At 63.3% G+C, this 18,352-nt stretch carries 21 protein-coding genes and 1 riboswitch; of the genes, 11 read left to right on the top strand and 10 right to left on the bottom strand.

Going from position 1 to position 18,352, the window contains the following annotated elements; all coding sequences use genetic code 11:
• Nucleotides 1-5 precede the first annotated feature (5 nt).
• The 4 genes from ASD45_RS16170 to ASD45_RS23590 all read right to left on the bottom strand — a co-directional run bounded on the left by ASD45_RS16170 (nucleotide 6) and on the right by ASD45_RS23590 (nucleotide 5,937).
• Entirely contained in the window at nucleotides 6-698 is a 693-nt protein-coding gene (locus ASD45_RS16170) for an isochorismatase family cysteine hydrolase (protein WP_056912422.1), read from the bottom strand.
• 249 nt (nucleotides 699-947) lie between these two features.
• Entirely contained in the window at nucleotides 948-4,073 is a 3,126-nt protein-coding gene (locus tag ASD45_RS16175) for an efflux RND transporter permease subunit (protein WP_056912423.1), read from the bottom strand.
• 143 nt (nucleotides 4,074-4,216) lie between these two features.
• Nucleotides 4,217-5,314, bottom strand: coding sequence for an efflux RND transporter periplasmic adaptor subunit (locus tag ASD45_RS16180; protein ID WP_082540882.1), 1,098 nt, complete (start codon nucleotides 5,312-5,314; stop codon nucleotides 4,217-4,219).
• Nucleotides 5,311-5,937 (bottom strand): TetR/AcrR family transcriptional regulator, encoded by a 627-nt coding sequence (locus tag ASD45_RS23590; RefSeq protein WP_056912425.1) that lies wholly within the window; start codon nucleotides 5,935-5,937, stop codon nucleotides 5,311-5,313. The genes ASD45_RS16180 and ASD45_RS23590 overlap by 4 nt, the downstream gene beginning before the upstream one ends.
• A 220-nt stretch (nucleotides 5,938-6,157) precedes the next feature.
• A riboswitch (Fluoride riboswitch) is annotated at nucleotides 6,158-6,219 on the top strand.
• 90 nt (nucleotides 6,220-6,309) lie between these two features.
• On the opposite strand from ASD45_RS23590, the gene crcB reads away from it, so the two are divergent.
• Nucleotides 6,310-6,684: a fluoride efflux transporter CrcB gene (crcB, locus tag ASD45_RS16190; protein ID WP_056912426.1), complete on the top strand. Its 375-nt coding sequence runs from the start codon at nucleotides 6,310-6,312 to the stop codon at nucleotides 6,682-6,684.
• A gap of 146 nt (nucleotides 6,685-6,830) precedes the next feature.
• The gene (locus ASD45_RS16195; RefSeq protein WP_156380893.1) at nucleotides 6,831-7,079 is read left to right on the top strand and encodes a hypothetical protein; all 249 of its coding nucleotides are present in this window, start codon (nucleotides 6,831-6,833) and stop codon (nucleotides 7,077-7,079) included.
• Between the two features lie 20 nt (nucleotides 7,080-7,099).
• Here ASD45_RS16195 and ASD45_RS16200 read toward each other — a convergent pair whose 3' ends face one another.
• Nucleotides 7,100-7,498 carry an SH3 domain-containing protein gene (locus ASD45_RS16200; protein WP_082540884.1) on the bottom strand — a complete coding sequence of 133 codons (399 nt, stop codon included), beginning with the start codon at nucleotides 7,496-7,498 and terminating at the stop codon, nucleotides 7,100-7,102.
• A gap of 154 nt (nucleotides 7,499-7,652) precedes the next feature.
• Between ASD45_RS16200 and ASD45_RS16205 the strand changes: the two genes are divergently transcribed.
• The 8 genes from ASD45_RS16205 (at nucleotide 7,653) to ASD45_RS16235 (ending at nucleotide 12,626) form a co-directional block, all read left to right on the top strand.
• Nucleotides 7,653-7,934, top strand: a complete 282-nt coding sequence (locus ASD45_RS16205; RefSeq protein ID WP_056912429.1) for a DUF3297 family protein — start codon at nucleotides 7,653-7,655, stop codon at nucleotides 7,932-7,934.
• Nucleotides 7,935-7,977: 43 nt separating this feature from the next.
• Nucleotides 7,978-8,325 carry a hypothetical protein gene (locus tag ASD45_RS16210; RefSeq protein ID WP_056912430.1) on the top strand — a complete coding sequence of 116 codons (348 nt, stop codon included), beginning with the start codon at nucleotides 7,978-7,980 and terminating at the stop codon, nucleotides 8,323-8,325.
• Nucleotides 8,326-8,424: 99 nt separating this feature from the next.
• Entirely contained in the window at nucleotides 8,425-8,670 is a 246-nt protein-coding gene (locus ASD45_RS16215; RefSeq protein ID WP_056912431.1) for a hypothetical protein, read from the top strand.
• 172 nt (nucleotides 8,671-8,842) lie between these two features.
• Nucleotides 8,843-9,730 carry a LysR family transcriptional regulator gene (locus ASD45_RS16220; RefSeq protein WP_056912432.1) on the top strand — a complete coding sequence of 296 codons (888 nt, stop codon included), beginning with the start codon at nucleotides 8,843-8,845 and terminating at the stop codon, nucleotides 9,728-9,730.
• Nucleotides 9,731-10,026: 296 nt separating this feature from the next.
• Nucleotides 10,027-11,427, top strand: coding sequence for an OFA family MFS transporter (locus ASD45_RS16225; protein WP_056912433.1), 1,401 nt, complete (start codon nucleotides 10,027-10,029; stop codon nucleotides 11,425-11,427).
• 15 nt (nucleotides 11,428-11,442) lie between these two features.
• The gene (locus tag ASD45_RS24190) at nucleotides 11,443-11,565 is read left to right on the top strand and encodes a hypothetical protein (protein WP_280136406.1); all 123 of its coding nucleotides are present in this window, start codon (nucleotides 11,443-11,445) and stop codon (nucleotides 11,563-11,565) included.
• 147 nt (nucleotides 11,566-11,712) lie between these two features.
• Nucleotides 11,713-11,994, top strand: coding sequence for a hypothetical protein (locus ASD45_RS16230; protein WP_056912434.1), 282 nt, complete (start codon nucleotides 11,713-11,715; stop codon nucleotides 11,992-11,994).
• A 2-nt stretch (nucleotides 11,995-11,996) separates the two neighbouring features.
• Nucleotides 11,997-12,626 carry a flavodoxin family protein gene (locus ASD45_RS16235; RefSeq protein WP_056912435.1) on the top strand — a complete coding sequence of 210 codons (630 nt, stop codon included), beginning with the start codon at nucleotides 11,997-11,999 and terminating at the stop codon, nucleotides 12,624-12,626.
• Between the two features lie 45 nt (nucleotides 12,627-12,671).
• Here ASD45_RS16235 and ppa read toward each other — a convergent pair whose 3' ends face one another.
• The 3 genes from ppa to ASD45_RS16250 all read right to left on the bottom strand — a co-directional run bounded on the left by ppa (nucleotide 12,672) and on the right by ASD45_RS16250 (nucleotide 14,862).
• Entirely contained in the window at nucleotides 12,672-13,268 is a 597-nt protein-coding gene (gene ppa / locus ASD45_RS16240; protein WP_056912436.1) for an inorganic diphosphatase, read from the bottom strand.
• A gap of 186 nt (nucleotides 13,269-13,454) precedes the next feature.
• The gene (locus ASD45_RS16245; protein ID WP_056912437.1) at nucleotides 13,455-14,141 is read right to left on the bottom strand and encodes a glutathione S-transferase N-terminal domain-containing protein; all 687 of its coding nucleotides are present in this window, start codon (nucleotides 14,139-14,141) and stop codon (nucleotides 13,455-13,457) included.
• A gap of 112 nt (nucleotides 14,142-14,253) precedes the next feature.
• On the bottom strand, nucleotides 14,254-14,862 hold the full coding sequence (locus ASD45_RS16250; RefSeq protein WP_056912438.1) for a TetR/AcrR family transcriptional regulator: 609 nt from the start codon (nucleotides 14,860-14,862) through the stop codon (nucleotides 14,254-14,256).
• Between the two features lie 75 nt (nucleotides 14,863-14,937).
• Here ASD45_RS16250 and ASD45_RS16255 point away from each other — a divergent pair, with 75 nt between their 5' ends.
• Nucleotides 14,938-15,516 (top strand): isochorismatase family protein, encoded by a 579-nt coding sequence (locus ASD45_RS16255; protein ID WP_056912827.1) that lies wholly within the window; start codon nucleotides 14,938-14,940, stop codon nucleotides 15,514-15,516.
• A 64-nt stretch (nucleotides 15,517-15,580) separates the two neighbouring features.
• Here ASD45_RS16255 and ASD45_RS16260 read toward each other — a convergent pair whose 3' ends face one another.
• Together ASD45_RS16260 and ASD45_RS16265 are read right to left on the bottom strand one after the other, a co-directional pair.
• Nucleotides 15,581-17,275 carry a formate--tetrahydrofolate ligase gene (locus tag ASD45_RS16260; RefSeq protein WP_056912439.1) on the bottom strand — a complete coding sequence of 565 codons (1,695 nt, stop codon included), beginning with the start codon at nucleotides 17,273-17,275 and terminating at the stop codon, nucleotides 15,581-15,583.
• A 52-nt stretch (nucleotides 17,276-17,327) separates the two neighbouring features.
• The gene (locus ASD45_RS16265) at nucleotides 17,328-18,257 is read right to left on the bottom strand and encodes a methionyl-tRNA formyltransferase (protein ID WP_056912440.1); all 930 of its coding nucleotides are present in this window, start codon (nucleotides 18,255-18,257) and stop codon (nucleotides 17,328-17,330) included.
• Nucleotides 18,258-18,352 lie beyond the last annotated feature (95 nt).

An 18,352-nucleotide genomic window follows, 5' to 3' on the forward strand; every position in this document is an offset into this window, starting at 1 on the left:
CCCTGTCAGATCGCTCGTAACGTCCGCCCCTCATTCGCCATCGCGGCGAGCAATTGCCGTGAACCCGTCACCCAACCGAAAATGCCGCCTTGAGCCTTGATCATGGCGAGGCCGGCTTCGTGGAATTCGGGAAAGTAGGACGCGCAGCAGTCCGCCAGCACGATGCAGCGGTAACCGCGGTCGTTGGCCTCGCGCACCGTGGTGTTGACGCAGACTTCGGTCGTGACGCCAGCCACCAGCAGGTTCTCGATGCCGCGATTGGCGAGGATCAGGCCGAGATTGGTGGCGTAGAACGCGCCCTTGCCGGGCTTGTCGACCACCGGCTCGCCGGCGACGGGATAGAGTTCGTCGATGATGTCGTGGCCGGGCTCGCCCTGGATGAGAATGCGACCCATCGGGCCGGGATCGCCGATACGCTTCGACGGCGCGCCACGCTCGACCTTGGCCGGCGGCGCATCGTGCATGTCGGGGCTGTGACCCTCACGCGTATGAATGATGAGCATGCCGGCTCGGCGCGCGGCGGCGAGCACCGCCTGGCACGGCGCCACCGCGGCCTTGAGCAGCGAAACGTCATTCCCGAGCGTCTCGCCGAAGCCACCGGGCTCCAGAAAATCGCGCTGCATGTCGATGATGATGAGCGCGGTGCGATGGAGATCGATCGCGATCGGCGCGGGTTCTGCGGCAATCTGAATGACCAAGGGCTTTCCCTCCTTCGGGGAAAACGACGCCTTGGTCCGATCTCAGCAATTGGCGTGCCAGCCGGTACACAATCGCATTGGATTGCCCGCCGATTGGTCAATCCCGGTGATTCATTACGAATACCATCGGCTTAACAAGCCACAGTGCCCTGCCGATAAAACAAGCAGCGGCTCAGCGCATCGTATAACTGCGGTGAGAAATTAGGCGACGGCGCGCAAAAGCGCGCCGCCTCCTGGGACCGTCTGGCGTTACTCCGCCGGCATGCCCTGCCTGGCCAGCCGCCGCGCGGCGCGGCGATCGCGCCAGCGGTCGCGCCAATCGGCGAGATTGGCGATGCCCATCAGCGCCGCCGGGGTCACGATCAGCGTCAGCACAGTGGCAAAGCCAAGGCCGAACACGATCGCGGTCGACAGGCTGATCCACCACTGCGTCGCCGGCGCGCCATGCGTCACCTCGCGCTGGAGGAAGTCGAGATTGATGCCGAAGGCAATCGGCAGCACGCCGAGAATGGCGGTCACCGCGGTCAACACCACCGGGCGCGCGCGCTCGCGGCAGGTCTCGAGGATCGCCTCGTAGGCGCCCTGCCCTTCGCGTCGCAGCCGGTCATAGGTGTCGATCAGCACGATGTTGTTGTTCACGATGACACCGGCATTGGCGATGATGCCGATGCCCGTCATCACCACCCCGAAGGGCTGGCCCATGATCATCAGGCCGAGCAGCACGCCGATGGTCGACAGCAGCACGGCCGACAGCACCAGGCCGACCGAGATGAAGCGGTTGAACTGCGCCAACAGGATCGCGAAGATCAGGAACAGCGCGGTGCCGAAAGCCTTGCCGAGGAAGGCGCCGGCCTTGTCGCGCTCCTCGTCCTCGCCCTTGAGCTTGAAGGTGACGCCGCTGCCCAGATCCATCTTGGCGAGCTGCTCGGTAATCTCCTTCTGCACCACCGCGTTCTGTACGCCGTCGGCGATGTTCGACGACACCGTCATTACGCGGCTTGCATTGACGCGGTTGATATAGCCGACGCGCTGCGCCGGCTCGCGCTGCACGAAGTTGCCGATCGGCACGTAGCCGGCCTGCGTCTGCACGCGCAGTTCGTCGATCGTGTCGAGGCTGCGGCGGTCTTCCGGGAAGCGGACGATGATGTCCACCGCCTTGTCGTTGTCGGACGGGCGATATTCGGTGACCTTGACGCCGTTGGTGACGAGCTGCACGGCGTTGCCGACCGAGCCGAGGCCGGCGCCATATTTGGCGGCTTCGGTCTTGTCGACCTTGATCTTCCAATCGATGCCGGGCAACGGCAGGCCGTCGTCGAGATCGCGGACTTCGGGCATGGTCGAAAGCGCGGCCGCGACCTTCTTGGCCGCCGCGGGCAGCTTGTCCGGATCGAGCGCCGCCAGTTGCACCTGGATCGGCTTGCCGGTCGGCGGCCCGGCGCGCGGCGCCGTCACCTCGACCAGAACCCCCGGAATGCTCCGCGTCTGATCGCGGATTTGATCCATGATCTTGTGCGCGGGCAGACGCTTCTGCCAGTCGGCGAACTCGTACTGGATGACGCCGATCGTATCTTCGGTGAGTTCGTTCGAGCCCTGCGGCTGTTCACCGACGCGGGTGTAGACCGTCTTGAGACCATCGGTCGCCAGCACGACCTTTTCGACCTGGCGAAGGATGCCGTCCTTCTCGTCAAGCGACAGGTTGCCGCGAGCATGGACGATCACCTGCCCGTAATCCGGCTCCACACTGGGAAAGAACTCGACGCCGTTGCCGAGCTTGCCATAGGTGAAGATCACCGCCACGAGAAGACCGACGGCAAGGCTCAGGATCAGCCCCGGGCGATGCAGCGCGAACCGCACTGTCCGCATGTAGAAGCCGCGGTCCGAGGCGCGTTCGTCGTGCGGCACCGGCGCGGCGCGGCCGAGCAGCGCGCCCAAGGTCGGCGTGAAGAACAAAGCCACCGCGAGCGATGCCGACAAGGTCGCGATCAGCGTAATCGGCATGTACTTCATGAACTGGCCGACGATGCCGGGCCAGAACAGCAGCGGCGAGAAGGCGGCGACGCGTGTCGCCGTCGCCGCGATCACGGGGCCGGCCATGCGCGAGGCGGCCTGTTTGTAGGCTTCCCGCGCCGGCACGCCTTCGGCCATGCGACGTTCGGCGAATTCGGAGACGATGATGGCATCGTCGACCAGCATGCCGACCGCGAGAATGAGCGAGAACAGCACCACGATGTTGACCGTGAGCCCGGCCAGTTGCAGGCCGAGCACGCCGGCGAGGAAGGACGCGGGAATGGCGATGCCGATGAACAGCGAGGCGCGGAAGCCGAGCGCGAACAGGATGATGACGGCGACCAGCAACACGCCGGTGGCGACCGAGTTCTGCAGATCCGCCAGCATCTGGCGGATCAGCTTGGACTTGTCCTGCGTATAGCCGACCTCGACGCCCTGCGGCCAGGTCTGCTTCATGCGCTCGACCTGTTTCTTCACCGCATCGACGGTTTCGATCAGGTTGGCCCCGGTTCGCTTCGACACTTCGATGGTCATCGCCGGACGGCCGTTGACCCGCGTGATCGAGGTCGCGTCCTTGAAGGTCGGCCGCACGGTGGCGACGTCGCCGAGCGACACCGACGCGCCCGCGGTCGACGCGATTGGGATATTGAGCATGTCCTGCGGCCGCTCGATCAGACCGGGTACCTTGACCGCGAAGCGGCCGGTCGCGCTCTCCAGCGCGCCGGCGGCGATCAGGCTGTTGGACTGCTGCGTCACCTGGATGAGCTGGTCGAGCGAAATGCCGTAGCTCTTCATCAGCATCGGCTCGGCGACGACCTCGACGGCTTCGTCGCGGGCGCCGCGCAGTTCGGCCTTGAGCACGCCGGGCTGCTGCTCGATCTGGTTCTTGGCCTCGCGCGCAATGTGCAGCATGGTGCGCTCCGGCACGTTGCCGGCCAGCGTCACCACCAGCACCGGGTAAAGCGACAGGTTGACCTCCTGCACCGAAGGCTCATCCGCGTCCTTGGGCAAGTCGTGCTTGGCCTGATCGACCTTGGCGCGGACATCGGCCAGCGCGGCGTCTGAATTGAAGCCCGCCTCGAACTCGAGCAGCACGTAACCGCCGCCCTCATAGCCGGTGGCGCGCATTTCCTTCACGTTCGACACCGACTTGAGCTGGGTCTCGACCGGGCGGATGAGCAGGCGCTCGGCGTCCTCGGGGCTGATGCCACGCTGGGTCAGTTGCACATAGATGATCGGCACCTTGACGTCGGGCTCGGCCTCCTTCGGGATCGTGACATAGGCGATCAGGCCCGCGACCAGCAGGAAGGCCAGTGTGGCCAGCGTCAGCCGCGCATGCGAGATGGCGTAGTTGATGAAGCCGCTCATTTTGACAGTCGCCTTGTCATCTCCCGCTCACCCCCACGCAAGCGGGGGGTCCAGAAAGCGGCATGTTCCGTCCACTGTTTCAAAGACTGGGTCCCCGCCTTCGGCGGGGACGAGCGGAGTCAACGGCTCCGCCCCAGCACCACTTACTTCGCTGCCGTCGCGTTCGGCTCGTCGACCGCTTCGACGACCTGCCCATCGCGCACGAAATCCTGGCCGCGCACGATGACGCGCGCGCCATCTTGCAGGCCCGACAGCCACATCGTGTCCTGCAGATCCTCGACGATCTTCACCGGCACGAACTGCACCTTGGACTGCGCGTCGGCTACGCGCACGCCGATATCGCCCGCCGAGGAGATCGTCAGCGCCGACCGCGGCACGCGGGCCGCCTGCACCGCCTGCAGCGAGACCACTACTTCGGCCGTGATGCCGTCGGGAATCTTGCCGTCGGCATTGCTCATCTCGACTTCGACGCGATAGGTGCGCGTCGTCGCGCTCGCCGACTTCGAGACGTAGCGCACCCGACCTTGCACGGTCTGGCCGGTAATCAGCTTGACCGCGGCCGTTTCGCCGACCTTGACGCCGGCGAGCTTGCGCTCTGACACCTCGACCACCGCGAGCATCGGATCGAGCGCCACCAGCGTGGCGATTTCCTTGCCAGCCATCGAGAACGCGGCGCCGCCGACTTCCGCAGGCACGTCGGTGATGACGCCAGCCCAAGGCGCGCGCACGACGCTGCGCTCAAGCTCGGCTTTCGCAGCGCTGAGCGAAGCTTCGGCCGCCTTATATTGCGACTCGAGGTTGACCATATCGAGCTTGGGCAGCGCGCCGCTCTGGATCAGTGTACGCTTGGCGTCGAGCTCGGCCCGGCGTTGTTCGACCAGCGCCTCGGCCTGCGCCAATTGCGCCTTGCGCGCATCGTCGGACAGCACGGCGACGATGTCGTCTTTCTCGACGTGCTGGCCGCGCTTCACGCGCAGTTCGGTCAGCGTACCGCCGGTGCGCGCGGTGATCGTCACCTTGTGATCGGCTTCGGTGCGTCCGGACAGAGTCAGCGTCGGCGAGTGCTGCGCCGCCAGAGCCGGCATCACCGAGACGCGAAACGCCGGCTGCTGCTTGGCCTCGCCGGGACGGACGGCGGCTTCGCCCTCTGCGCTGTCGTGCGGCAGAAGGTGTCCCGACGCGATCCAGAGCACGGCGGCGATAACAACACCGACGGCAGTTATGCGGCTTGCCTTCATCATGATTTCGCCCCGTCACTGCCGGCGTCCTTCTTCGGAGCAGCCAACAGACCATGCACCATGTTGAGAATGAGCGGCAGCGACTCTTCGGCGCTGAACTTCGGATCGACCGACCGACGCCAAGACATGCCGTCGCCGATCGCCATCAGCAGGCCGGCGACGGCCTGCGGATCGAGGTCGGCACGGATCTCGTTCCGCTCCGCCGCGCGCTGAAGCAGCGCCGCCATACGCTCACGAATGTCGTTTTCGATGGTCTGATACAACTGGCGGATATCCGGATGGCGGCGGCTCTCCGCCATGATCTCCGCGCAGATGCTGACCTCATCGTCGGTCCGATCGACGAGGTGATAGCGGGCGAGACCCGCGAGCGCCTCGAAGAAGTCCGGCGCCTCTTGAACATGATTGAAGCTGTCGACCGCATCGGCCCGGTTGCGTTCGCAGATACCGGCAATCAGCGCCTCCTTCGACGGGAAGTAGCGATAGAGATTGCCCGGGCTCATCCCGGCTTCGGTACAGATGTCTTGCATCGAGGCGCGGTGGAAGCCGGCGCGTGCGAAGCAACGTTCGGCCGCATCCAGAATCTCGGCGCGACGATCGGACTGCCGCTGCAGGTTTGGGTGTCGCATGACTTTTTCCAGCCGGTCTGGTCGTCCGGATGGCTTTCCTGTCCGGATACGGCTCCTGACGGAGCGAACATCGGCGAAAGCGTGCGGCCGCCGAAGGCGACGATAATGAGAATGAACGTTCACTCTATAATTCGGTAGCGGCGCACCTGTCAATTGAGATTTGAGCGAACTCGCGTGGCCGGCGGCCAGAGTTGACCGCTTCCCGCGCGGGCCATACTTTCCGCACGATGGGGATGGGGTCCCCCGATAACCGCCGGAATGGCTGATGACTCCTGCCGGATGCAAAACGCGTGACCGCAACGGTCCCGCGGATGGCAGGAATCCAACCGTTTCAGGCGGTTTTTTGCGCCTGAACCTGAACAGGTGACTTACATGCTTTATGCGATCGTTTTCATTGGCGGCGGTATCGGCGCGGCGCTGCGCCATGGGGTCAACATCGCCGCCGCGCGGCTGTTCGGAACATCGTTCCCGTACGGGACGCTGACGGTGAACGTGGTCGGCTCGCTGGTCATGGGCCTGCTGACAGCCTACTTCGCCTTTAAAGTCGATATGTCCCAGCATTGGCGGCTGTTCCTGACCACCGGGATCCTCGGCGGCTTCACCACCTTCTCTACCTTCTCGCTCGACGTCGCCGTCCTGTACGAGCGCGGCGAGGTCGCCATGGCCGCTTTCTATGTCCTGGTCTCGGTCATCGTCTCGATCGCCGCTCTGTTTGCCGGAATGGCGCTGGTCCGCAGCCTCACCTGAGCACCGCGGAGCCGCTATTTAATCAAGGATTTCAGACGATTGAGGCGCTGCCGCCGGCGTGGTAACTTGCCTTAAACTCATCGCAAATTGCGAGCACAAGGCCGCGCAAGGCGACGTTTTTCGGGGAACGCCGGAGGAGACACATCGTGATCAGGCTATTGGTTTCAGCCTTGGTTCTGGCTGGATTGCTGGCGCAGCCGGCTTTCGCGCAAAACGGGCGCAAGCCGTTCAGCGCGATGTCCGACGAGGAAAAGGCGAACGCGAAGATCGCGGAATCCGTCGATGCGCAGTATCGCAACGCCTTGAAGAATACCGACAAGACCGCGAACGAGATCTCGATCGACCCGTGGTCGAACATGCGCGGGACACCGGCGTCACCAGCCAAGAAGAAATAACGTCTTTTGCGCCGTTTGCGTTACCAGTGGCGCCGCCAGCCCCAATAGGGACCGAAATAGTGCCGCCGGTAATACGGCACATAGTAGGGCGGTGGCGGCGGCACGTAATAGACGGGCGGTTCCTCGACGTAGTACCGCCGGCGCACGGTGCGCCGCGGCGGCACGCGGCCGGAGAAGTCGATCGCACTCTCGATGGCGAAGCCGTTCTTGTCCTGCCAGCCAACGGCGCACCAGCCATTGGTGCATTCGCCGACATCGATCAGGCTGCCGCTCGGGATTTTGCCCAGGATTTCCTTGTCGGTGCCGGGGCCGGCCCGCAGGTTGACTGTCGACGGCACATAAGCCGGCTTGGCCAGCGCCGGTGTGCCACCGATCAACGCCAGTGTCCCAATGACTAATCCAAGAGCCTTCGTGCGCATCGATCATATCCCGCACGGTTTGGCGGGCCATCCCGTTCGATCTTAACCGAACCGCCATGTAGGTCGTCAAAAAGGGCGGCTTCGCGGCAAAAGCCGAGCTGGGGCAAGCCGAGTCGGCTTGCAAAAAGCCGTATCTCTGTGAGAGAAGCGCGCCATGTCCGATCAACAAAAGACCCCGAACGCCACCGCTGCCGACACGCCGCCCGACCGGCTATCGACCGACCCGCGCAGCCCCTATTTCAACGCAGAGGTTCTCGCGCGTGACGTCGGCATCCGCTTCAAGGGTGCCGAGAAGACCAACGTCGAGGAATACTGCGTGAGTGAAGGCTGGGTCCGCGTGGCGGCCGGCAAGGCGCTCGACCGTTACGGCAATCCGCTGACCATCAAGCTCACCGGCACCGTCGAGCCTTATTTCCGCGACAAGACGCCGGATTGATTTTCAGCCGGTGAGATGACGGCGACTTCGGCCGGGCCCGTGCATGAACGACGAATTCGCCCACTCCGAAATCGCTCGGCTGGAAGAGCGGATCGAAGAACTCCATCAATCTCTGGCGCGTTGTGACAAGGTTGCCTTGGTCGCCAAAATCGCCGTTGCCGGCGGCGCTCTTTGGCTGGTTTTGACTGTCGCGACCATCCTGCCCTTTTCGCCGACCGGACTCTTCGGCGCACTGGCCGCCCTGCTCGGCGGCTTCGTGATGCTCGGCTCGAACAAGACCACACGCGAGGAGTTCGAGGCGCAACTCCGCACCGCTGAAGACAGACGGCGGGCGCTGATCGATGCCATGCGGCTTCGCCTGGTCGAAGATCCCGGCATCACGTTGCACTGACACGGGACCAGCCACGGTTAACGCGGTTACTCAACTTGTAAGCGCCGTTTCCGCCGATTGTTAGGGCCTGCCAAGCAAGATGCCTCCCTTAGGAGAGACGTGGGAGACTTCGACGTGATCCGCATTCCGATCAAGAACGGCGATATCGACGCCGCACTCGATAAACTCAACATCGCCAAGAAAGAACAGGACAAGGTGTTCAACGAACGCCTGGCGGCGGTTTTCGCGCCGGGAGCTCAGCCGCAGCAGCAGGAGCAGAAGCAGCCGGAGCTGCCGAAACAACCGAAGCGCCCGCCGGCGCCATCCTATGAGAGCATCCTGGCGCGCTCGCGCCGGATGGGCTGATACGGCTCACGCTATTCGCTGAAAAGCCCTGCCTCGGCAGGGCTTTTTTTGTGCGTCCTGCTAGTTCTTTGATAGACAAAGACTATTAATTCTACGATCTTTGAAAGAATTATTTACACCACCCAACAGTGGCGTTATTCTTTTAAGTTACTGAATTAACGAGGCTATCAGCGTGATCGACAAGCTGGAATTCCTTCTGGCGCTGGCGCGCGAAAAGCACTTCGGCCGAGCGGCCGAGGCCTGCGGCGTGACCCAGCCGACCCTTTCCGCCGGCGTCAAACACCTCGAAGAACAAATGGGTGTTCTTCTGGTCAAACGCGGCTCGCGCTTCCAGGGCTTTACCCCCGAGGGCGAACGCGTGCTCGAGTGGGCTCGCCGCATTGTCGGCGACAGCCGCGCCATGCGCGAGGACATCAGCGCACTGCGCCACGGTCTGTCCGGCCGGTTGCGCATCGCCGCGATTCCGACCGCGCTCGCCATGGTTGCCGCGATCACGACCCCCTATCGCGATCGCCACCCGAACGTTCAGTTCACCGTCTATTCTCGCACCTCACTGGAAATCCTCGATCTGCTCGAGAACCTCGAGATCGACGCCGGCATCACCTATATCGGCAACGAACCGATCGGCCGTGTCAGCATCGTGCCCCTCTACCAGGAGCACTACCGCCTCGTGACATCGGCCGACGCGCCGCTGGGCGATCGCGACAGCGTTACCTGGGCCGAGGTCAGCCAGGTGCCCTTATGTCTGCTCACCCCGGACATGCAGAACCGGCGCATCATCAATCGTCTCCTGAAGAGCGCCGGCGGCGAATCACGGCCAACCCTTGAGTCCGATTCGATGATCCTCTTGTTCAGCCATGTCCGCACCGGACGCTGGGCAAGCGTCATGCCGGAAAAAATTGCACAGACTCTTGGGCTCAGCGAGCCGATCCGAGCCATCCCAATCCTTCAACCTGACGCAGTGCAAACCATCGGTCTGGTCGTGCCGCAACGCGAACCGATGACACCGACGACCGCGGCGCTCGTCGCCGAGGCCCGCCGGATCGCGCCGTCATTGTGAACTGAAATCAAACCCTTCAACAACGCGTTACGCCTTTAGTCGTATTACGATATATTGACCGGCTTCGTCCGTCTGGACAATTTTTACAAAGCCGATCCGAGAGAATCCGAAGCACGCGCCGCATCTTCTTCGCGTATGCGGCATGTAATTCTCCTATTGCATGATCGAAATTCTGAATTTGATTCAAGTGTGCGCGCTCCGCACTGTTTAAAAAGCAGGCGTGGGGGCGACGAGGCTTGTCCGCGATCTGTCACAAAACAAAAAGCAATCGCATCGCAAATGGGGAGAATCGCACAATGAGCTTTCTCGACCGCAGTCACACAGTCGCAGGGCCCGGCTTCAGCCGGTGGTTAGTGCCTCCTGCCGCGCTGTGCGTGCATCTTTGTATCGGCCAGGCTTACGCCTTCAGCGTGTTCAATCTGCCGATGAGCAAATTGCTGGGCATCACGCAATCGGCGCCTGATGACTGGAAGCTCACGCAGCTCGGCTGGATATTCTCGATTGCCATCTTCTTCCTCGGTGTCTCGTCAGCGGTGTTCGGTCGCTGGGTCGAGGAAGGCGGCCCACGCAAGGCCATGTTCACTGCCGCACTGTGCTGGGCCGGCGGCTTCTTCATCTCGGCGATCGGCGTCTATATGCATAACCTGTGGCTGGTCTATCTCGGCTACGGTGTTCTCGGCGGCATTGCTCTGGGCATCGGCTACATTTCGCCGGTCTCGACGCTGATCAAATGGTTCCCCGATCGGCCGGGCATGGCGACCGGCATGGCCATCATGGGCTTCGGCGGTGGCGCCTTCATCGCCTCGCCGTTGTCGGTTTGGCTGATGGCCAAATTCTCGACCGCAACCCACATCGGCGTGGCCGAAACCTTCATCGTACTAGGCGTCGTCTACTTCTTCTTCATGATCGTCGGCTCGATCATCGTTCGCGTGCCTGCGCCAGGGTGGAAACCGGAAGGTTATACGCCGCCTGTCGTAGCGCAGAAGCTCATCACCAAGAACGACGTCTTCGTTTACGACGCGCTGAAGACGCCGCAGTTCTGGCTGATCTGGGCGGTGCTTTGCCTGAACGTGACCGCCGGCATCGGCGTGCTCGGCCAGGCTTCGGCCATGAGCCAGGAGATGTTCCCCGGCCACATCACGCCCGTCGCCGCCGCCGGCTTCGTCGGTCTGATGAGCCTGTTCAACATGGGCGGCCGTTTCTTCTGGGCCTCGACATCGGACTATATCGGTCGCCGCAACACCTACTTCGTCTTCATGGTGCTGGGCTTCTTCCTCTACTGTGCGGTGCCCTACACCGGATCGATCGGCAGCGTCGCGCTGTTCGTCATCTGCTTCCTGATCATCATCTCGATGTATGGCGGCGGCTTTGCCACCGTGCCGGCCTATCTCAAGGACATGTTCGGCACCCGCTATGTCGGCGCCATTCACGGGCTATTGCTCACCGCCTGGTCGGCGGCGGGCATCTTCGGGCCGGTGCTGGTGAACTACATCCGCGAATATCAGATCGCGCATGGCGTGCCGAACGCGCAGGCCTACAACATGACCATGTACATCATGGCCGGACTTCTGGTGGTGGGCTTCATCTGCAACTTCATGATCGAGGCCGTGCACCACCGCTTCCACATGAAGCCCGACCACGAGGCTGAACGCGCCCAGGCGGAAGTTGCCGCCGTCAGCGAACCGGCCGGCGCCTAAGGAAGGAAGAAAGCAATGCAGCAAGCACAAGAAACCTCGATCGGCCTCAAGCTGGTACTGGCCTGGGCCTTTGTCGGGATTCCGTTGGCGTGGGGCGTCATCCAGACGCTCATCAATGCGATGAAGCTGTTCCAGTAACGGTCGTCATCTGACACACGGCTGGGCGCCGCCTTCGGCAACGGAGGCGGCGCCCATATTTTTCGGTCCGGGCGGCGCCGGGACCGACGGAACTGACCGGCCCGCTGTTCCGTTATCAGGCACAACTTCCTCCAAGGCCGGGCTACCATGATCACCCAGCTCCATCCGCCGCTGCCCCTCGAGACGCCGAAAGGCTCGGGGCTGGCTCATTTCGTCATCGATTACGGTCCGGAAGCCGACCTGATCTGGGTCGTGTTCATGGACAAGGACGGCGCCTGCTGGTCCGTGCCCAATCCGGACGTGCGAATGTCGTTCAACTGGACGATGGGCCGGCGCAAGCCGAGGGATACGCCGTCGCCCCCCACCGCACCCGATGCGCCGGCGCCGGGCAAGGTCCATCGCGTCTTTCCACGTGCCAATGAAGGTTGAGTATGACCCCGACACTCAAGGCATTGGCCTTTAACTGCTCCCTCAAGGCCAGCAGCAACAAAGAGAGTTCATCGACCGACGTGCTGCTGCGGCAACTGCTCGATGCGCTGGCGTCGTATGACGTCAATGGCGATGTCATCCGCGCCGCCGACTACAACATCAAGCCCGGGGTCACCTCCGATGAAGGTGACGGTGACGACTGGCCGTCGTTGCGCAAGCGTGTGCTGGCCGCCGACATCCTGATCATCGGCTCACCGATCTGGCTCGGCCAGCCGTCGAGCATCGCCAAGCGGGTGCTCGAGCGCATGGACGCATTCCTCGACGAGAAGGACGGTCGCGGCCGCATGCCGTCCTACGGCAAGGTGGCGATCTGCGCCATTGTCGGCAACGAAGATGGCGCACACCACAGCGCCGCGGAAATTTTATCGGCGCTTCTCGAAGTCGGCTTCACCGTGCCATCGGGCGGACCGACCTACTGGGTCGGCGAAGCCCTCGGCTCGACCGATTACAAAGACCTCAAGGAGCCGCCAAAAGCCGTCGCGGAGTGGACGAGGATGCTGGCGTCCAACACCGCGCATTTGGCGACGCTGCTGAAAGGTGCGCAATATCCCGGGCTGGCCGGCGGAAGATAGCCGCTGGTCATTTCAGGCTGTCGCGAAGCGCCCGAATGACAAGGGTCACCTCTTCCCGGACTTCTTCGCCGCCTTGGCTTTCGCCTTGTCCTTGCCAGACTTGTCCTTGCCGTCCTTGGCCTTGGCGCGCTTCATGCCTTCGAGGATGAGCGTCTCGGCCTCGCGCGCGTCGAGCCAGCGCACGATCGACACCCACTTGCCCTTTTCCAGGTCCTTGTAGTGCTGGAAGAAGTGGGCGATCTGTTCGATCATCACGTCGGGGAGATCGCGGTAGCTGGTGACGCCCTTGTAGAAGGGATGAAGTTTGTCGACCGGCACCGCAAGTATTTTCTCGTCGTTGCCGGCTTCATCTTCCATCAGCAGCGCGCCGACCGGACGGCAGCGGATGACCGCGCCCGGCACCACCGGCACCTGCGTGACAACCATGACGTCGCAGGGGTCGCCGTCACCCGACAACGTATGCGGGATGAAGCCGTAGTTGCCCGGATAGAACATCGCGGTGTGCAGGAAGCGGTCGACGAGGAGCGCGCCCGAGGTCTTGTCGAATTCGTATTTGACCGGCACGCCGCCCATCGGCACCTCGATGATGGCGTAAACATCGTGCGGCGGGTTCGGGCCGGTCGGTATCCGGGTCAGGTCCATCGTGAATATCTCGTTTTGATCGACGTTACGGCACGCATGAGCGGCCAACAAGGTGAGAAGATGGCAGGTAATCTGCCCCCGGCCCGCACCCTTTAGCGTCTCCGGCGTTACCGAGCCCCTAAAAAGCGACGGCCGGGACCCAGACCAATGTCTAAGTCCCGGCCGCGATCTTTCGCGAAGAGGCTGTCAGGCGACCTTTTCGTGCATGTGCCGGAACATCGCGCGCTTGGCCTCGTCGTCGAACTCAGTCTTGAACGTATGCTTGTCCTTGATGGCCAGCGCGCGCGCTGCGGCCGGCCGCGCGTTGATTTCGTCGATCAGCCGCTTCAGGTTCGGGAGTTTGGCCCAGTAGGTTTCGCCCAGTGCCATCGGGATAAGACGCGCCCAGCCCCAAAGCGCCATATCGACGACGGTGTAGGTGTCGCCAATCATGTATTTCTGCTTGGCCAGCCGCGCATCGACGATGCCGTAGTGACGCTGCGCCTCGTACATGTAGCGGTTGATGGCGTATTCGATTTTATCAGGCGCGTAGTTACGGAAGTGCACCGCCTGGCCCGAATAGGGACCGACGCCCGAGGCGATGAACATCAGCCACGACAAAAGTTCGCCGCGCAGCTTGTCGCCGGCCGGCGGCATGAACTTGCCGGTCTTCTCGCCGAGATAGAGCAGGATCGCATTCGAATCGAATACGGTGACGTCGCCATCGACGATCGCGGGCACCTTCGCATTCGGATTGATGGCGGTGTATTCCGGCTTGTGCTGGTCGCCCTTGCGGGTATCGACCGGGATCGCCTCGTAGGGCACGCCGGCCTCTTCAAGAAAAAGCGCGACCTTCATCGGATTTGGCGCGCCGGAATAATAGAACTTCAGCATCAATCGTCTCCCTGGGATGTCCCGGTTCAAACCGCGCGCAGTCGATCATTCCGCCCCGGGCGGCGCAAGCGCCGGCACCCGCAAAAATGTGTGATCCGGCATGCGGCGCGCGTCAGCGTCCGGCCAGGTGGTGCTTGAGCATCAGACGGATCTCGTCGAGCACGGCGCCGCGGCCTTCGAGATCCGCCTCGCCCTCGATCGCCACGGCGACGCGCAGCAGATGCAGGATGACGATCGCCAGCGCCTGGGCCTGCGGCCGCGCCACCGGCGGCTTCGTCGCCGTCAGGAGCTTGACGATCTCGCCGCGCAGTTTCTGCCGCGTCGCCTTCTTGCGCTTGGGATCGATGCTGCGGCGGTCGGCCAGCGCGACGAAGGCCGGATGTTCGGCCAGGAAGCCGGAAAACTCGCCGAACAGGACCTCGGCCAGCGCCTCGGGCGGCTTGCCGGCGAGCCGCGGCGCCAAGGCCTCGAGCAGCGCCGTCAGCGCATCCGCATTGGCGGCATGCAGGGCCTCGGCCAGCAATTCCTTGGTCGAGAAGAACTGATACAGCGAGCCGATGGACGCGCCAGCGCGGGCGGCGATCTCCGTCATCGTGGCCGCGTCATAGCCCTTCTCGGCGAAAACCGCAGTCGCGGCCGCCAGCAGCGCGGCGACCCGGGCGCGGCCGCGCTCGCGCTGCGGGGCGCGCGGTTCGACGGCGCTTGACTTTTGTGAGGGCATCCTCATATTTCCAGATACATGAGCCGTCCCTCATATAACGCCGGGCCGGCCGCGCTCCAAACCGAAGGCTCCGTCATGCTTGAACTCAAGGCGAAAACCACCGCGCTCATTCTCATCGACCTGCAGAAGGGCATCCTCGCCCGGCCGCTGTCACCCTATTCGGCCGATCAGGTCGTCTCAACCGCGGCCCGGCTCGGCCGCGCCGTCGTCGATGCCGGCGGCCTTGTGGTCCTGGTCAACGTCGAGTTCGGCGCTGACCTTTCAGCGGCACCACGCGGCCTGACCGATCAACCGCTCGCCGTGCCGCCCGGCGGCCTGCCGCCGGATTGGTCGGAAATCGTCGGCGAGGTCGCCCATCTGTCCCATCTGCCGATCACCAAACGCACCTGGAGCGCCTTCCACGGCACCGAGCTTGATCTGCAACTGCGCCGCCGTGGCATCGACACCATCATCGTCGGTGGCGTCGCCACCAATTTCGGCGGTGAGCAGACCGCGCGCGACGGCTGGCACCTCAACTACAACGTCGTCGTCGCCGAGGATGCCTCGACCAGCATGGGCGACGGTCTGCATGCCTTCGCCATCGAGAAGGTGCTGCCGCGGGTGTCCCGGGTGCGCAAGAGCGACGAGATCATCGCCGCGCTGAAGGGCTCATGAGCCGACAACAAAACGGCCGCCGGTTTGACCCGGCGGCCGCAAGTCTTCGCACAATAGCCTCGGATCAGAACAGCCCGACGATCTTGCCGTCCTTGACGTCGATCGCATCAGCCGACGGAGTCTTCGGCAGGCCGGGCATGGTCATGATCTCACCGCAGATCGCGACGACGAACTCGGCGCCGGCGGAGAGACGCACCTCGCGCACCGGGATCGAGAAGCCGGTCGGCGCGCCCTTGGCATCGGGGTTGGTCGAGAACGAGTACTGAGTCTTGGCGATGCACACCGGCAGCTTGCCGAAGCCCATTTCCTCCCAGGTCTTGAGCTGATCCTTGACCGACTTGTCGGCGGTCGCGTCGTCGGCGCGGTACAGCTCCTTGGCGATGGTCCGCACCTTCTCGAACAACGGCATGTCGTCCTGATAAAGGAACTTGAGGTTCGCCTTGCCTTCGTCGCAGATCTTGACGACGGCCTTGGCGACGTCTGCCGCGCCTTCGCCGCCCATCGCCCAGTGATCGGCCATCAGCGCCTCGACGCCGAGCGCCTTGCATTTCTCCTTGACCAAGGCGACTTCAGCATCGGTATCGGCCGAGAAACGGTTGATCGACACCACCGCCGGCAGGCCGAACTTCTTCACGTTCTCGATGTGACGCTGCAGGTTGGCCATGCCGGCCTCGAGCGCCTTGAGATCTTCCTTCTTGAGGTCCTCTTTCTTCACGCCGCCGTGCATTTTCAATGCGCGGATGGTGGCGACGAGCACCACGCAGTCCGGCTTGAGGCCGGCCTTGCGGCACTTGATGTCGATGAACTTCTCGGCGCCAAGATCGGCGCCGAAGCCGGCCTCGGTCACCACATAGTCGGCGAGCTTGAGCGCCGTGGTGGTGGCGACGACCGAGTTGCAGCCGTGGGCGATGTTGGCGAAGGGACCGCCGTGGATGAAGGCCGGCGTGCCTTCGAGCGTCTGCACCAGGTTCGGCGCGATCGCTTCCTTGAGCAGCGCGGTCATCGCGCCGTGAGCATTGAGATCGCGGGCGCGGATCGGCTTACGCTCGCGCGTATAGGCGACGATGATGTTGCCGAGGCGCTCCTTGAGATCCTCGAGGTTCTTGGCGAGGCAGAAGATCGCCATGACTTCCGAGGCCACGGTGATGTCGAAGCCCGCTTCGCGCGGATAACCGTTGGCGACGCCGCCGAGCGAGCAGACGATCTCGCGCAACGCGCGATCGTTCATGTCCATGACGCGGCGCCACACGACCCGGCGCGAGTCGATGCCGAGCGCATTGCCCCAGTAAATGTGGTTGTCGATCAGCGCCGAGAGCAGATTGTGCGCGGAAGTGATGGCGTGGAAGTCGCCGGTGAAATGGAGGTTGATATCCTCCATCGGGATCACCTGCGCATAGCCGCCGCCGGCGGCGCCGCCCTTCATGCCGAAGGACGGCCCGAGCGAGGGCTCGCGCAGCGCGCACATCGCCTTCTTGCCGATATGGTTGAGCGCGTCGGTGAGACCGACGGTGGTCGTGGTCTTGCCCTCGCCTGCCGGCGTCGGCGAGATCGCGGTGACAAGGATCAGCTTGCCGTTCGGTTTCGACTGCAGCGACTTGACGTATTCCATCGACACTTTGGCCTTGTAGTGGCCATACGGCTCGAGGTTTTCTGCGGCCACGCCGAGCTTGTCCTTGGCAACGTCAAGGATCAGCCGCTTCTTGGCGGACTGGGAGATTTCGATGTCGGATTTCGGGGACTGATGCTGCGAGGCGGGCATGGTGCGTTTCCAACTAATACGGTGAACCGGCGAGTTATTCTTTGTCAGTCAATCAGGTGAATCTCGTCTTCGGCGCGAGGCTGACGGACTTCGCCCACTCGCCCGCGCTCATCTTCTTGCCGCCATCAGGCTGCACGCGGGTGATGTTGAAGCGGCCGTCCGCGCAAACCACGGTGATGCTGTTGTCGTCGCTGACGACGATCTCGCCGAGCTTGCCCGCGATGCCCTTCGGATCACGCGCCGGCAGCGGCTTGGCGTCGAATACCTTCACGGTGGCCCCGTTCAGCGTCGTCCAGGCACCCGGCGCCGGGTTGCAACCGCGGATCAAGCGGTCGATCTGCTCCCACGGCTTGCCCCAGTCGATCTTGGCGTTCTCGGCGCGGCACAGGCCTTCATAGGTCGCCTTGGATTCGTCCTGCTTGATCTTCGGCGCCTTGCCAGCCTTCACCAGATCGACGCCCTCGAGCATGGCATCGACACCCATCGGAAACAGGCGGTCGAAATAGACGGTGCCGAGCGTGTCGGTATCGGAGATCGGTGTCTTCTTCTGGATAAGAATGTCGCCGGTATCGAGGCCATTGTCCGGCCAGAAGATCGACAGCCCGGTTTCCTTCTCGCCCTTGATGATCGGCCAGTTGATCGCCGAGGCGCCGCGATAGGCCGGCAGCAGCGACGGGTGATACTGGATCGAGCCGTGGGTCGGGATGTTGAGGAATTCTTCCGGCACAAACAAAGTGACGAAGGCCATGACCTGCAGATCCGGCTTCAGCGCCTTGAACTCCTCCCACACCTTGGGATCCTTGTAGGACGCCGGCTGATGCACCGGCAGCCCGGCGGCCAGCGCCGCTTCCTTCAGCGGATCGGCCTTGGCGCCCTCTTTTTCCGGCGCGACATAAACGGCGATGACGTTGTCGCCGCGCTTCAACAGCGCTTCGAGCACCGCCTTGCCGAAGGCCTGCTGGCCGTGGACTACGATACGCATGTGTGAGTCTCCCAAATCATACTTCTGTCGTTCCGGCCGAGCGCAGCGAGGGCCGGAGCCCCTATCCACCGACCGGTGGTTATGGGCCCCTCGCC

The organism is Pseudolabrys sp. Root1462 (assembly GCF_001426945.1).
In the GTDB taxonomy this organism is placed as follows: Bacteria; Pseudomonadota; Alphaproteobacteria; order Rhizobiales; family Xanthobacteraceae; genus Pseudolabrys.

Coding starts and splice junctions, on each gene's coding strand:
- ASD45_RS16255 (WP_056912827.1), top strand. CDS start 14,938: ATGCTTGAACTCAAGGCGAAAACCACCGCGCTCATTCTCATCGACCTG.
- ASD45_RS23590 (WP_056912425.1), bottom strand. CDS start 5,937: ATGCGACACCCAAACCTGCAGCGGCAGTCCGATCGTCGCGCCGAGATT.
- ASD45_RS24190 (WP_280136406.1), top strand. CDS start 11,443: ATGCAGCAAGCACAAGAAACCTCGATCGGCCTCAAGCTGGTACTGGCC.
- ASD45_RS16230 (WP_056912434.1), top strand. CDS start 11,713: ATGATCACCCAGCTCCATCCGCCGCTGCCCCTCGAGACGCCGAAAGGC.
- ASD45_RS16180 (WP_082540882.1), bottom strand. CDS start 5,314: ATGATGAAGGCAAGCCGCATAACTGCCGTCGGTGTTGTTATCGCCGCC.
- ASD45_RS16210 (WP_056912430.1), top strand. CDS start 7,978: ATGAACGACGAATTCGCCCACTCCGAAATCGCTCGGCTGGAAGAGCGG.
- ASD45_RS16260 (WP_056912439.1), bottom strand. CDS start 17,275: ATGCCCGCCTCGCAGCATCAGTCCCCGAAATCCGACATCGAAATCTCC.
- ASD45_RS16175 (WP_056912423.1), bottom strand. CDS start 4,073: ATGAGCGGCTTCATCAACTACGCCATCTCGCATGCGCGGCTGACGCTG.
- ASD45_RS16225 (WP_056912433.1), top strand. CDS start 10,027: ATGAGCTTTCTCGACCGCAGTCACACAGTCGCAGGGCCCGGCTTCAGC.
- ppa (WP_056912436.1), bottom strand. CDS start 13,268: ATGGACCTGACCCGGATACCGACCGGCCCGAACCCGCCGCACGATGTT.
- ASD45_RS16205 (WP_056912429.1), top strand. CDS start 7,653: ATGTCCGATCAACAAAAGACCCCGAACGCCACCGCTGCCGACACGCCG.
- ASD45_RS16245 (WP_056912437.1), bottom strand. CDS start 14,141: ATGCTGAAGTTCTATTATTCCGGCGCGCCAAATCCGATGAAGGTCGCG.
- ASD45_RS16200 (WP_082540884.1), bottom strand. CDS start 7,498: ATGCGCACGAAGGCTCTTGGATTAGTCATTGGGACACTGGCGTTGATC.
- crcB (WP_056912426.1), top strand. CDS start 6,310: ATGCTTTATGCGATCGTTTTCATTGGCGGCGGTATCGGCGCGGCGCTG.
- ASD45_RS16265 (WP_056912440.1), bottom strand. CDS start 18,257: ATGCGTATCGTAGTCCACGGCCAGCAGGCCTTCGGCAAGGCGGTGCTC.
- ASD45_RS16235 (WP_056912435.1), top strand. CDS start 11,997: ATGACCCCGACACTCAAGGCATTGGCCTTTAACTGCTCCCTCAAGGCC.
- ASD45_RS16250 (WP_056912438.1), bottom strand. CDS start 14,862: ATGCCCTCACAAAAGTCAAGCGCCGTCGAACCGCGCGCCCCGCAGCGC.